The sequence below is a fragment of the Streptococcus suis genome (assembly GCF_046032515.1).
GTDB classification, from domain to species: Bacteria; Bacillota; Bacilli; order Lactobacillales; family Streptococcaceae; genus Streptococcus; species Streptococcus suis_AL.
Genome location: NZ_JARQPJ010000013.1, coordinates 37,660 through 51,082, shown reverse-complemented (window position 1 = coordinate 51,082; position 13,423 = coordinate 37,660). Strand labels below are relative to the sequence as shown.

Sequence of the window (13,423 nt, the reverse complement as noted above, 5' to 3'; positions counted from 1 at the left end):
CAAACATAAAGTCAACATATTTTGTTTTATTTTTGTTTATTTTTTTCGTATGCAAACAAAAAACCAACATTAGGCTGTTGGTTTTGATAACTTTATGATTTTGTAGTGATAATTTCGATGTGCTTACTTAATAATTGGTAATTTTCATCCTTTGCAGTCATATCGGTCACTAGAGCAGTTACATCATTCAAATCACAAAAAGAAGTAAAATCATCTTTTCCAATTTTCGAGGCATCTAGCAGTAGATATTTTTCTAAAGAATGTTTAATGGCAATATTTTGCGTATAGGCTTCAGCTAGGGTAGAGGTCATGACATCAGTTCCCTTAAGTCCGTTACCTGAAAAGAAAATTTTGCTGAATCGCATTTTTTCTAAACTAGTATTGGTAATTTCTCCTACAAAAGATTCTGTCACTTGACGATATTCGCCCCCCAAGAGAAAGACTTGAAACTCCTCGGTCTTTTTTTGAGATAGGATGGTAAAAACAGGCATACAATTTGTGATGACAGTGAGACGAGGATTTTTAATGGCCTCAGCCAGAAAGGCCACTGTTGTTCCTGGACCTAAGAACACCGTGTCTCCATCTTCTATCAGTTGGGCAGCCTTTTCTGCTATCTCTTGCTTGGCTTCCTTATTCTGAATGTGTTTCTCAGAATGGGAATATTCCCGATATTGAAAAGCCTTATTACTTCTAGCACCGCCGTGGATTTTGGTTAAAATGCCCTGCTCTTCCAATTCAATAAAATCACGTCGAACAGTCATATCAGTAACATTTAGCAATTCTACTATCTCAGAAATTCGAACTGTGCCTTTTTTGTTTACCAATCGTGTAATTTCTTCTAGTCGTTCTCGTTTATTCATGTTTAATCCTTTGTTGTTTTTTTACATTATATCAAAAATAAACAAGAATATGTTGGAATTTTGAACATTTGTTCAATATTATTTTTTAGTTGTATTTTTGTATAAACGAGAAGACTTCAGAATATAATGACTTTCATTTTGGGAATCATTTTTAAATACAAGAACTCCTTGTTTGGTGTATTCTCCAACTACATCAGCATTACTATCTAAAATTTGCATTGTTACATTATTTACTTTATATCTTTGCTTATTAAATAAAATCTCATTATCTTTAAACTGAATTTTTTTAGATTCATCAACATTTTTTATACTTCTATTTTCCACATTGGCTAATACATAATCTCCTCTAAGATTTTTATGAACAAAAAGGGCAACGGAAAAATTGCAGGTCTTGTTATTGGCTTGACTTTAACTTCGCTCATCTGGGCGAAGTTTTTTGATTTATGATTTCCGTAAAACGATGGGTAAATTGGGCGGTCATTCCCCAGATATTTTCTGGTAGATTTTCATAAAATGGAACGGAGCGTTTGTGATGACTGAAAGGATAGTCAACCCCACCTCTCAAACGTTCAAAGGGAAAGTCACAATCTGGGACAATCTGTGAATCCAGTTGATAATAGACAGGGGCCGTTTTTTGCAAGGTTTCTAGTGGAACTGTAAAGAATCGAGCTACTTCATCATTGGGTTGAAGGGTCTGCCAATCCATGTGAAGTCGACCGACAAAACAGCGAATCGTTGAGCGACCGAAAACGAGATAATCGATTTCTCCCAGCAACTCAATTTGTTCCTGTTGAATGTCAAGTTCTTCGATAACCTCACGAATGGCAGCTTCTTCTGCTGTCTCGCCTTCATCAATTCCGCCACCTGGAAAGGAAACTTCTCCTGGTTGAGAAATGGACTCGCTCCGAATCTCATATAAGACCTGCCACTGATTGTCTGACCAGACTAAGGGCAAGAAGACTGCATAAGAACGTTTTTCACCCAATGGCTGGGGCTGATAGTCTTTCAATAATGCCTGCAATTGATCAGTCATGGCAACTCCTTACTAACTAGTGATTTACGCTTATTTTAACGAATTTTGTGGCATCTGGCAAGAACTTTGTCTAGATATAGCCGAACGAATTTGCTTTCATACCCGGAACCGAGGTACAGACAGTATAAGAATAGGAATACCCGCGTCACTCAACTGCTCCGCCAAGACCTTCAAGGTCACCGTCTTTCCTGTACCTGTCGCACCTGCGATGATCCCATGACGGTTGAGCCGTTTAAATTGCATTTCTGCACGCTCACGCCCATAACCAAAAGCAAAAACATCTGACATATTCTAGCCTCTTTTCCGATTTTTTCTAGCTTTACTGTAACATAACTTTTAGGAAAATAGCAGAGCAGACAACCGAATCACCTCAATATCCATAAAACAAAAAAGAAAAACCCGACGAATCGGGTTCACTATTAAAGATACAAGAATTTGAATAGTGCAACGGCGGCAATTGATGCGATAATTGGAGCAACCACTGGCACCCAAGCATACCACCATTTTGAATCAGATTTTGATTCACCAAGTACTGTTTTTGGCAGGAAGTGGTGAAGAAGACGCGGACCAAGGTCACGAGCAGGGTTAAGAGCTGGACCAGTTGGACCACCGACACAGGCTACCAAGGCCATAACTAGGAAACCAATGCCTAAGTGAGCAACTGCAATTGAACCTGAAGTATATGGAGCAACCATTGTTTCAGCGACTGTCTTGTCATAGCCTTGTTCAATGATTTTACCAACAAGCTCTGCACCAAAGAAATTCTTAGTCAAAGCAAGTGCTCCGAAGAACAATACAAATGAACCAGCGAACTCATTTAAGAAGCCATTAATAGTTGCAGCTTTACGACTTTCTTTCGTTCCGTTATCAAGTGCACTGATAGTTGAGAATGAACCAAGAATATGGTTAGAATTTTCAGTTTTCAAGAAGTAAGGTTTATAAACTGCTACAACCACTAACTGACCAAACATTGCACCTAACAATTGGGCAACAATGTATTGAGCAACGTGAGCCCATGGGAAGAGACCTGAAACAGCCAAACCAAGTGTGAAGGCTGGGTTGATATGGTTACCAGAAACGTTACCAAACATCAATGCTGGCATCATAACTGCCAAACCATAGCCAATCGCAATGAGAATCCAACCAGAGTTGTTTCCTTTTGTGCCTTTTAAATCAACGTTTGCAACTGTACCATTACCAATGATAATAAGGAGTGCAGTCGCTAAAAATTCAGTGATATATTTCACTGTCCATGTAACATCCATATTTTTCTTATATTTCCTTTCAAAAGTTAAATTTTTTTGGACAACAACCATTTTATCAAGTATAATAAACAAAGTAAAGCCATTCGACAAAAAGAAAACGTTTACTCAAAAAAGTAGTAAATTCAGTAAGGAGATTAGGATGGGAGCTAACCAAGAGACATTAATGTATACACTTGAAAAGAGTATCCAGAAAAAAGCAGATTTGTTTGAACACAGTTTTTCTGCCTACGCTGTACGATCGATACTAGCCAGTCTTTATTTAGGATTGGGGATTGTCATTTCTCTCTATACAGCAGACAAACTCAACCATGTCGCAGAAGGACTCGGGAAATTTAGCTATGGGTTGATGTTTGGTTGGGGGCTACTCATGATTTTATATATGAATGCCGAACTTGGAACATCCAACATGATGTATATGACAGTAGCCAGCCATCGAAAAACGATTCCTACGAAAACAGCCCTCAAGATGTTGGCAACCTGTATCCTTTTCAATTTTGTCGGTGCTGTCCTTGTTTGTTACTTGGTTTCATTGACACTGCCTTATCAGCACGTTGATGCTCACAGCTACCTATTTGAAGCAACGGTGGCCAAGCTTTCAAAGACACCTTTGACTCAATTTATTGAAGGGATTTTTGCTAATATTGTCGTGAATATCGGCGTATTTACCTTCTTACGCATCAAAGATGACGCTGGGCGTCTCATTTCCGTTATTTTCATCATCTTTATCTTTGCTTTCTTGGGATATGAGCACGTCATTGCGAACTTTTCACTCTTCTCCCTGGCCTTTTTTGCAAATGGTGGACCAGTTGAGGGAATGACTCTATTAAGTGTATTAAGCAATTTCTTCTTTTCTGGATTAGGAAACTACGTGGGTGGCGGTCTCTTTATCGGACTTCTTTATAGTTGGTTGAATCATCAATCCAAACTTTATGTAGACTAAAAAAAACTACGGTTGGAATTCCAATCGTAGTTTTTTTATTGTAAGATAATCTGCGCAACTATAGGACTAATCACCACATACATGATGCCTGTAATCCCAATAGCTAAGCCAGCCATCGCCCCTTGCGTATGCCCATATTTTATCGCTGTACCCGTTCCAATGGCATGTCCTGTTCCTCCCAAAGCAAGACCAACAGCTACCGGATCTTCAATTTTTAGTAGCTTTAAAAAGACCGGACCAAGAACACTTGTCAGAATTCCTGTTGCAACAACGACTACAAGAGTAACAGTTGCTATTCCTTGCATTTTATCAGTAATACCAACAGCCATAGCAGTGGTGACTGATTTTGGAAAAAGAGAGATTGCTAGAAAAAAATCCATCCCAAACCATTTGGCAATCAGGGCAGTAAAGACAGTATTGACAATACAGGCAAGAAAAATTCCCAAAAGAATACTTCGAATGTGATGTTTCATTAGATGGAAAGAACGATACAAAGGGATACCCAGAGCTACTGTTGAAGGCACAATAAGCATATTTAGATAGGACCCTCCTGCATAATATTCCTTATAGGAAATACCTGTCATTTTTAAAAAGACAATAATCAATCCTGTAGCTACCAACAGTGGGGTTGTGATTGGATGAGGAAATCTCCGATAAATCAGCATTCCAATTAAATATGCTGCAATTGATAACATAATACCAAAAATAGGATTTGAAAAAAGTTCAGTCATGCATTCCCTCCGTATCAATGTAGTCACCTTCAAACTTTCGCTTCACAAATTGAACAACAAAACCAATTACTAAGATATTTAAAAAAATGGCGCCTAAAATGACGATGATAATAGGAAGTAAATAATCTTTAATTGCATCAAATCTCTCCATAATGCCCACCGCTGCAGGCAAAAAAAGAATGGTCATATTAGCCAGCAAAAAATTTCCAACCGTATGAATGTGGCGAAGACGAATTAATTTGAACTCTAGGGCTAAAAATAGGAGGATTAAGCCAATGATACTTCCCGGGATAGGAAGATGAAAAATAGTCGAAATAGCTTCCCCTAAAAATGAAAATACTAGAATAATCATAAACTGAACATATAGTTTCATCTTTACACCACCTTAAATACTACTAATCCATCTGAGGTCATTCTCTTTTAGTCCAGAAAATCCCTTAATGTTAGTACTGTTATTAAGTTTACTACTCTGAAAATATTTTTCAAGGCTATAAAACGTTTACACATTAAAAATTTGTCTTAAGCTATTTTATTTATTTTGCACATAATCACTTGACAATTTATTTTTGTAGGTGTATATTTAACATATAACAAATTTCGATATATAGAACTGAACGCTATATATCAAAACCGAACCTAACTAACAACAAAGGAAAGGAGCGTCCTATGCATTTTCCAGTCCCCGCAGTGCTGACAGAATTTCTCATCATGGCTATTTTGGAATCCGATGATTCTTATGGTTATGAAATCTGTCAGACCATCAAACTCATTGCCAACATCAAGGAGTCAGCTCTCTATCCCATCCTAAAGCGATTGGAGCAAAATGACTTTTTGACCACCTACTCCCAAGAATACCAAGGTCGTATGCGCAAGTATTATAGCCTAACTCAGTTAGGTCACGAAGAATTGGTCCGACTCAAAGATGACTGGGATACCTATACAAACACGATAAACGGCATCATAGAAGGGAGCGTCCGCCATGACAAGAACTGAATACATGGAGCAGTTAGAAAAATATCTCAAAAAACTGCCCCACAAAGAATACTTTGAAGCCATCAGCTTCTTTAATGAGTATTTTGACGAGGCTGGACCAGAGCGTGAAACAGAAATTATAGAAGAACTTGGTTCACCAAAAGAAGCTGCCAGCGAACTCATCAACAACATGCTCAACAAGCAAATCCAAGAAGAGAAGGATCAACAAGAACCTATTCAACTCAACTGGAAACTCTGGGTTGGTCTGGGAGCCTTAAGTATGACAGGTCTCTTCTCTTTCTTCCTACTCTTTATCATGGGAGAGTTTATCGGAGTCATTCCTCTGTTTGCAACTCTTATCCTCGGCGCCTTTTTCCTCGGTCGCTACTTCCGTAATTTTAGCCAAACAAAACGAACGCTCTGGTTGGCTATCCTAGCTGTCATTTCCCTGCCTATCGCCATTCCACTTTTGCTTATTCTCCTAGCTAGTCTATTGGGATTGGTGGCGCTCATCTTGGCCCTCATTGTCGGTGCCTTTGTTCTGGGTGTCGGACTTCTCACCAGCGGTGGCTATCTGATTTGGGAAGCCTTTAGCCTTATGTCAGAAGGTTTCAATATCTTCCTCATGGGGTTTGGCTCAGGTTTGTCTTTGATTGGCGGAGCTATTCTCATCTACATCTTGACTGGATTTTTTGCCTACTGGTCTTGGCGACTGGTCAAGGCTTGCTTCAAATGGATCTTGAAACGAGGTAAACGAGCATGAAAAAGAAACTAACCATCGCCATTATTATCGGCTTTGTCAGCCTGATTGCAGGCTTAATTCTGGCTGGCATTGGATTTTTCACTGGGGGTGTAACCCGCTTGGAAGAGGTTGCTGCTCCGACGGAAGTCCATAAGACCTTCACAGATTTGAATACCATTAAAATTGACTTTATCCCCCACAGCGTCTATATCAAGGAGTCTAGCGATAGCAACTACCATGTGACCTATGCCAACTCCGACAACAATATGCAATCCCCCTTAAAACTAGCAGAAAAAGAGGGAACTTTGACCCTTTCTTCACAACAAGAATCTTTTGCTATCGAAGGAATTATGCAGTATCTTGGAGAAAGGTTGGCCCAACGTCGTATCAATGTCTTCTCCGTCACCATTGAAGTGCCTAAAGGGAAGACACTGGATAAATTAGAGGGACACAATCTCCACTTCTATGATTTTGGCGGTTTCACGATTGAGAATATCCATATCAAAGAGGCAAATCTGTCTGGTGGTGTCACTCTTGACAAGGTGACTATTGACAGCGGTCAGATTGAAGCAGGCTACTTCCAAGCGACACAATCCACTCTAAAAGATATGCACATCAACCTACAGGAAAGTAGCATCCGCCTGTATGAAACCAGTTTGGAAAATGTTACAATTAAAAATTACCAAGAACTGAATGCAGATCAATTGACTCTCCTAGGAAAAAACGTCCTCACTCCTTCCGAATACAGCCTATCTGTTACAAATATAAACCTAACAGATAAGAGCTTACAAGACATCAATCTGAATATCAGTACACAGCTGGACATCAAAACACTTGCGGAACACTTAGGCTACCACTATGAAACCCTCGAAGAACTAAAGCAAGCTATTGGTGATATGAGTTACTTCAACGAACAAGCTGAAAACGTCGGTATTTTCACTAAAGATAAGTATCAAACATTATCGATCAAAAAAGAGGAGGATAAACAAACCTTAACTTTGGAGAAAAAAGAGAGCAATAATAGCCTGACCATTACTTCAACTAACGCAACCATTAATCTACGAACACCAACACCAAAATAACTACATCAACCAAAAACCAACTGTTCACATGGAGCAGTTGGTTTTATTATTATTCATCTTTTTGATTATAAATCAAGAGACCTAATCCCATGAAGCCTACTAAGAAGAGGCTCAGCATCCAAACTTGATGACTACTATTTCCAACCATTGAAATGGTTTGACGAAGGCCTGAAACAGAATAGGTCATTGGAAGATAAGGCTGAATGACTTGGAAAAAGCGTGGGCTAAGTTCGATTGGATAGGTACCTGCGCTTGAACCCAGTTGCAGTAACAAGATAATTAAACTTGCGAAGGAGCCGAAACGATTGTTCCAACCCACCAAGGCTGTAACGAGGGCCATAAAGGTCCATGAAGCTAAGAGGATTAATCCCAAGGTTGCCATAGGATGAGCTGGATCGATTCCAATCAAGCGAAGAACACCGTACAGAATCACTGCCGCTAGGCTGGCTATCGTACCATTCAGTAACAATTTCCCTTTAGCCCAATCCCAACGATTTTTGTAGGAACGATTATCAATGTGTTTGACAAAAATAACATTCGCTGATAAGGCTGCAACCATCAGTGCGACAGATACCATGTAAGGAGCCATTCCGACACCGTTGGTTTTCACATCATCTTGATCACTGTGTTCCAAGGTGACTGGTTGAGAAACTGCTTGTGCATTTTTGTCTTCTACAGAGATGACTGATAGTTGTTGACTGGCTGAGCTGAGTGAATTTGTTAGGGTTTCACTGCCTGTACGAAGACTGGAGATACCGCTTGTCAAGGTTTGACCGCCACTAGCTAATTGATCCGCACCAGCAATTAATTGCTGACTACCAGAAGCCAGTTGTCCTGAACCGCTGACAAGTTGACTGGAATTGGATGCCAAGGTTGCCAATCCTGATGTTAACTGGCCACCTCCTGATTGGATGCTACTGTTGTTAGCAACCAACTGAGCTCCACCCTCAGCTAATTGAGCAACACCTGCGGTATAGGCTGTCACCCCTGACATGAGTTGACTAGCTCCACTTGACAGTTGCGTTTGAAGTTGGCTCACACCACTCGTCAAGGTTTGAGTTCCTGGTAGAACTTGCTGGTTCAAGGCGGTGTTGACCTGACTCAAGCCACTTGATAGGTTTTCAATGGCTATTGTGGCCCCTGGCAATGCTTGATTGGCAGCCGTGTTGATCTGACCGACAGCTGATTGCAATTGACCTAATTGCGTTCCAAGACCAGAAAGACTTTGTAGGCTAGATAAGGCTTGACTCAGTTGAGACAATTGACCCAAAATCGTTTGGGCTGCTGTCGCTGTTGTCGAAGGTGAATTTTGGAGGGCTCCAACCAATTCAGCTTGCTGATCAGCTGTCAAATTTTGATAGGTAGCCGTTGCTTGCAAGGCTTCAATGCTGGCTGTTTTATCAGCTTGTGCTGCTGTCAACAATCCTTGAGCTTGAGCCCCCATCTCTGTCAAGAGGCTAGATAGAGTAGAGGTATCTACTGCAAGTCCTCCGATACTTGATAGGCTACCATTTAATTGATTGATGGCCGCTTGCAACTGAGGAAGCCCTGTTAATAAGGTCTGTATCTGACTAGACTGTTCAGCAGACAAACTAGTTGAACTAGCCAGTTGCTCCAAGCCTGATTGCAATTGATTGGCTCCCGTTACCAGTTGTTCAACCTGGCTTGCTCCTGATTGCAATTGTCCCACCCCAGCGATGAGCTGAGAGGAATTGGCATTTAATTGCTCCGCACCTGAAGCAAGACTCGCTACCCCATTTGTGTAGGTCGTTAAGCCGCTGGAAAGTGTTTGACTACCTGAAGCGGCCTGATTGACTCCATCTGTATAAGATACAAGACCGGTGGCCAATTGATTTGCTCCTGTCACCAGTGATTGGCCTGATGAAGATAAGGTAGATAAGCCTGATGATAGAGTCTGACTTCCGGTTTCTAATTGACTAGCTCCATCTGTCAATTGTTGACTTCCATCTGCTGCCTCAACCATACCAGATTGAATCTCTCCCATGCTATCAAAAACAGCTGAAGTATATGTTTCAGTAATCGTCTCTGAAACAGACGCTTTCAATTTTTCCATAGCTGATTCGCCCATCTTAGAAGCGACAAAGCTGTGACCTTTAGAGGTTTGGTAAGAAATTGTTAGTGGTTCAGGCTGATCCGTCAAGAGACTGGATGCTTTTTCCGATAAATCTTCTGGTAGGGTAATGACCATATAATAGTCCCCTTCTTCCAAACCTTTTTCCGCATCTTTTTCTGATACAAAGTGGAAATCCAGGCTCTTGCTCTCTTTCATATTATCCACCATATCATCACCAATGGTGAGGGTTTTATCTTGAAAACTCGCCGACTGGTCTTGATTGACAACTGCTACAGGCAACTGGTCTAGTCGGCCGTAAGGGTCCCACATAGAGGTTAGGAAACTAATGTTATATAAGGCTGGGACACAGGCAACACCGAGAATGGTGATCAAGGTCATTGGTTTTTTGAAAAAATTCTTTACTTTTTCCGACATAAGAACCTCCTTTAGACATCCTGTCCAAAAACTGATAAAATACATTATACAAGTATCATTTTCAAAATCAAGTAATAAGAATCGTTTTTTAGACAATGTGTCTAAAAATGTATAAAAGGAGCAAAAAATGGGAACAGATAATCGGAAAGAACGAACTCGTCAAGCCATTTTAGAAGCAATGGTGACTTGCTTAGAAACTCAAGGATTTAACGAAATTACAACCACCCACCTAGCACAGACTGCTGGTATCAGTCGCTCTAGTTTTTATACCCATTATAAGGATAAATATGAATTGATTGACTCCTACCAACAAGGCTTATTTTACAAATTAGAGGCTATATTTGACCATTATGATGGCAATCGCCAATCATCATTTTTAGAAATTTTCGAATTACTCTATCGTGAAAAATTGCTTTCTGCCCTACTGACTCATAACGGAACTCAAGAAATCCAAAATTTTCTTATCAATAAAGTTAGATTATTGATCGCAAACGATTTGGCTGAGCGTTTGGGGAAAGAAGATTTATCACCACTTGAAAAAGAATACAGCAGCATCTATTTTTCGCATGCCTTCTTCGGTATCATGCAGGTTTGGATAAAAAATGGAAAGCAAGAATCTCCTCAATATATGACCGATTTTCTAATCAAAATGTTACCGTAATCATTATTTTCTACCTTCACCCCCTTAAGAAATATGGTATAATAGCCTTATCGTGCAAACGTTTTCTTAAAGGAGATGATGAAATGATTCAAGCAGAACATCTATCAAAAACCTATTCCATCATAGATAAGGAAGTCGGTCTCAAAGGTTCGATAAAGGCCTTTTTCAAACCCAAGAAAAAGAAAATTCCTGCCGTCCAAGACATTTCCTTACAGGTAGGAAAAGGCGAAATCATCGGCTATATCGGCTCCAATGGTTCCGGTAAGTCGACCACCATCAAAATGCTGACGGGAGTCCTCTATCCAGACCAGGGCTCAGTCCGAATCAACGGACTCAATCCGCAAGAAAATCGCAAGGCTGTCAATAAGCAAATCGGAGTACTCTTTGGACAAAAATCCCATTTGGATTGGAACTTGCCTGTCCAGGAATCTTTTATCCTTCATGCCAAAATTTATGATGTTCCAGATAAGGTATTCAAAGAGCGATTAGCTGTCTTGATTGATCTATTGGACTTGGCTGATATTATGAAGCAACCAATCCGTAATCTGTCACTCGGTCAACGTGTTCGCTGTGAATTTGCGGCTATCTTTATCCACCAGCCTGCCGTTGTCTTTTTGGACGAGCCAACCATTGGTTTGGACGCCAGCGTCAAGGAGACCATTCGCTCCTTCATCCGCTATATGAATCAGCAATACCAGACCACCTTTTTGATTACTTCCCATGATATGAAGGACATCGAAAGCCTCTGCGAGCGGATTTTTATCATTGATAAGGGTAAGAAGGTCTACGATGGTTCTCTGACCCTCCTCAAAGAACGCTTTTCTACAGTCAAGACCATTCTCTTTTCCACAGAAAAACCGATTGAAAAGGATTTGCAATTGGAAGGCTGGGAATTTGAACGAATAGATGACTTTCACTTTGAAATCCACTACCAAAGCAAGTTTTGGACCAGTGCTCAGGTGATTGAGCAAATCTTTAATCATTATTCGATTGAAGATGTCACCATGAAGGAATTGGAAATTGAAACCATGGTCCGCCAAATTTATGAGGAGGGTATCCATGCGTAAATATCTCTACATGACCCGCCTGACCATGATGAATGCCATGCAGTACAAGGCTTTCTTTCTAGCGACCTTCGTTTCACTGGCAGTGAAGATTTTAGTAGCTCTCTATGTCTGGAAAACCATTTTCTTCACTCAATCAGAAGTCAATGGCTTTACCCTTCAAACCTTTACTACATATATCATCTTTGCTAATTTATTAGCCAGTTTAAATTCTTTTTCACTTGGTGAAGATTTGTCTTATAGCATTTTGAAAGGAAGTATTGCTGGAGAATTTCTCAGACCCTATTCCTTTATCCTAGCCCTCTTTTTCAAGGACCTTGGAAACAAGCTCTTGGAACTGATAAAATTTGCCATCGTATTTATCGGTATTCTACTTGTTCATCAAGATTTCTACCTGCCTGATGGCCAGACCATTTTGCTCTTTCTGGTCAGTTCGATTCTAGGGATGTTTATCGTTCAATTGCTGGATATGGCTTTTGGCTTCTTAGCATTTTTTACGGTCAATGCCTGGGGAGTTATGCTCCTACGGATGGGGCTTTTCAATCTGGCTTCTGGAGCACTCTTGCCACTCAGTTTTTATCCACAGTCTGTGGAAAACTTTTTAAAACTCCTTCCCTATAATTATGCGGTTAACGTTCCTGTTTCCATTTTATTAGGACAGGAAAGCGATCTAAGGGCTTTGGGGTTGCAAGTTCTCTGGATACCATTCCTCGCTCTCTTCATCGCTACTCTTTGGTCTCAGGCCAAGCGCCGTATTGTCATTTTTGGAGGTTAACATGAAGAAATATATCAGCCTCTATCTATATAACATCAAGGTCTACATGATGGCCCAGATGTCCTTTCGGGTGGACTTCTTCATCGGGCTTTTCTCCTCGTTGATTGAACAAATTGTCTACTTGATTTTCCTCAATATTCTTTTTGGAAATATCAGGGAAATCGCTGGTTTTAACTACGGTCAAATGCTTTTCATCTATGGAATAGCGACCGTCGGACGCTCCATTCACTTGATATTCTTTGACAATCTCTGGATGTTTGGCAGTCGCTACATCCGACAAGGCGAATTTGAACGCCTCCTCCTCATGCCTGTCAATCCTCTTTTTCAACTAATTTGCGAACGAATCCAGCCACAAGGAATCGGAACAACCATTATCGGTTCCCTTGCACTTGTTCAGGCTTCCAAGGAACTGGGTATGGAATGGAGTCTTGGAAAACTAGCCCTACTCATCTTTATTGCCATTTGTATCGGCCTACTCTATGCAGCCATTCAACTCGGTCCAACCGCTCTAGCATTTTGGATTGTGGAATCATTTCCTTTGACTATGGGAATTTTCGCCCTCAATCAGATGGCTCAATACCCACTTAATATCTATCCAAAAATCATTCAAATCCTGCTGATTTTTGTTTTCCCTTATGCTTTTACAGCCTATTTCCCAGCCCTCTACTTCTTAGACCTGTCTATGTGGGGACTGGCTTTACCACTGGTTGTCCTGGTCTTATTTACCATCAATTACAAACTCTTCCGCTATGGTATGACCAAGTTCACCAGCGTTGGAAATTAAAACAA

Annotated in this window: 15 protein-coding genes and 1 pseudogene; 8 read left to right on the top strand and 8 right to left on the bottom strand. The window is 40.4% G+C overall.

The window, feature by feature from the left end:
* Positions 1 to 92: 92 nt before the first annotated feature.
* From P7J49_RS07135 to gla, 5 genes and pseudogenes are all read right to left on the bottom strand, one after another.
* On the bottom strand, positions 93 to 860 hold the full coding sequence (locus P7J49_RS07135) for a DeoR/GlpR family DNA-binding transcription regulator (RefSeq protein ID WP_408570225.1): 768 nt from the start codon (positions 858 to 860) through the stop codon (positions 93 to 95).
* 78 nt (positions 861 to 938) lie between these two features.
* The gene (locus P7J49_RS07130; protein WP_024378037.1) at positions 939 to 1,184 is read right to left on the bottom strand and encodes a hypothetical protein; all 246 of its coding nucleotides are present in this window, start codon (positions 1,182 to 1,184) and stop codon (positions 939 to 941) included.
* 94 nt (positions 1,185 to 1,278) lie between these two features.
* Positions 1,279 to 1,893 carry an NUDIX hydrolase gene (locus P7J49_RS07125; RefSeq protein WP_408570223.1) on the bottom strand — a complete coding sequence of 205 codons (615 nt, stop codon included), beginning with the start codon at positions 1,891 to 1,893 and terminating at the stop codon, positions 1,279 to 1,281.
* 114 nt (positions 1,894 to 2,007) lie between these two features.
* Positions 2,008 to 2,181 (bottom strand): annotated as a pseudogene (locus tag P7J49_RS07120) (helicase HerA-like domain-containing protein); the annotation flags it as partial.
* A 131-nt stretch (positions 2,182 to 2,312) separates the two neighbouring features.
* The gene (gla, locus tag P7J49_RS07115) at positions 2,313 to 3,158 is read right to left on the bottom strand and encodes an aquaglyceroporin Gla (RefSeq protein WP_105150123.1); all 846 of its coding nucleotides are present in this window, start codon (positions 3,156 to 3,158) and stop codon (positions 2,313 to 2,315) included.
* A 139-nt stretch (positions 3,159 to 3,297) separates the two neighbouring features.
* Between gla and P7J49_RS07110 the strand changes: the two genes are divergently transcribed.
* Entirely contained in the window at positions 3,298 to 4,098 is an 801-nt protein-coding gene (locus P7J49_RS07110; RefSeq protein WP_024377397.1) for a formate/nitrite transporter family protein, read from the top strand.
* Between the two features lie 35 nt (positions 4,099 to 4,133).
* Here P7J49_RS07110 and P7J49_RS07105 read toward each other — a convergent pair whose 3' ends face one another.
* Both P7J49_RS07105 and P7J49_RS07100 read right to left on the bottom strand, forming a co-directional pair.
* Positions 4,134 to 4,829: an LrgB family protein gene (locus P7J49_RS07105; RefSeq protein ID WP_398581794.1), complete on the bottom strand. Its 696-nt coding sequence runs from the start codon at positions 4,827 to 4,829 to the stop codon at positions 4,134 to 4,136.
* Entirely contained in the window at positions 4,822 to 5,202 is a 381-nt protein-coding gene (locus P7J49_RS07100; RefSeq protein WP_114866167.1) for a CidA/LrgA family protein, read from the bottom strand. The genes P7J49_RS07105 and P7J49_RS07100 overlap by 8 nt, the downstream gene beginning before the upstream one ends.
* A 293-nt stretch (positions 5,203 to 5,495) precedes the next feature.
* Here P7J49_RS07100 and P7J49_RS07095 point away from each other — a divergent pair, with 293 nt between their 5' ends.
* The 3 genes from P7J49_RS07095 to P7J49_RS07085 are packed head-to-tail and all read left to right on the top strand — an operon-like array spanning position 5,496 to position 7,625.
* Positions 5,496 to 5,822, top strand: a complete 327-nt coding sequence (locus P7J49_RS07095; RefSeq protein WP_002937550.1) for a PadR family transcriptional regulator — start codon at positions 5,496 to 5,498, stop codon at positions 5,820 to 5,822.
* Positions 5,809 to 6,564 carry a DUF1700 domain-containing protein gene (locus tag P7J49_RS07090; RefSeq protein WP_012775489.1) on the top strand — a complete coding sequence of 252 codons (756 nt, stop codon included), beginning with the start codon at positions 5,809 to 5,811 and terminating at the stop codon, positions 6,562 to 6,564. The genes P7J49_RS07095 and P7J49_RS07090 overlap by 14 nt, the downstream gene beginning before the upstream one ends.
* Positions 6,561 to 7,625, top strand: a complete 1,065-nt coding sequence (locus P7J49_RS07085; RefSeq protein WP_408570220.1) for a DUF4097 family beta strand repeat-containing protein — start codon at positions 6,561 to 6,563, stop codon at positions 7,623 to 7,625. The genes P7J49_RS07090 and P7J49_RS07085 overlap by 4 nt, the downstream gene beginning before the upstream one ends.
* Positions 7,626 to 7,674: 49 nt before the next feature.
* Here the strand turns inward: P7J49_RS07085 and P7J49_RS07080 are convergent, their stop codons facing one another.
* Positions 7,675 to 10,134, bottom strand: coding sequence for a YhgE/Pip family protein (locus P7J49_RS07080; protein ID WP_408570218.1), 2,460 nt, complete (start codon positions 10,132 to 10,134; stop codon positions 7,675 to 7,677).
* Positions 10,135 to 10,261: 127 nt separating this feature from the next.
* Between P7J49_RS07080 and P7J49_RS07075 the strand changes: the two genes are divergently transcribed.
* The 4 genes from P7J49_RS07075 (at position 10,262) to P7J49_RS07060 (ending at position 13,418) form a co-directional block, all read left to right on the top strand.
* Positions 10,262 to 10,795, top strand: a complete 534-nt coding sequence (locus tag P7J49_RS07075; RefSeq protein WP_408570216.1) for a TetR/AcrR family transcriptional regulator — start codon at positions 10,262 to 10,264, stop codon at positions 10,793 to 10,795.
* 83 nt (positions 10,796 to 10,878) lie between these two features.
* Positions 10,879 to 11,862 (top strand): ATP-binding cassette domain-containing protein, encoded by a 984-nt coding sequence (locus tag P7J49_RS07070; protein WP_408570214.1) that lies wholly within the window; start codon positions 10,879 to 10,881, stop codon positions 11,860 to 11,862.
* Entirely contained in the window at positions 11,855 to 12,634 is a 780-nt protein-coding gene (locus tag P7J49_RS07065) for an ABC transporter permease (protein ID WP_408570212.1), read from the top strand. Before P7J49_RS07070 ends, P7J49_RS07065 begins: the two co-directional genes overlap by 8 nt.
* Before the next feature lies 1 nt (position 12,635).
* Positions 12,636 to 13,418, top strand: coding sequence for an ABC transporter permease (locus P7J49_RS07060; protein ID WP_099833213.1), 783 nt, complete (start codon positions 12,636 to 12,638; stop codon positions 13,416 to 13,418).
* Positions 13,419 to 13,423 lie beyond the last annotated feature (5 nt).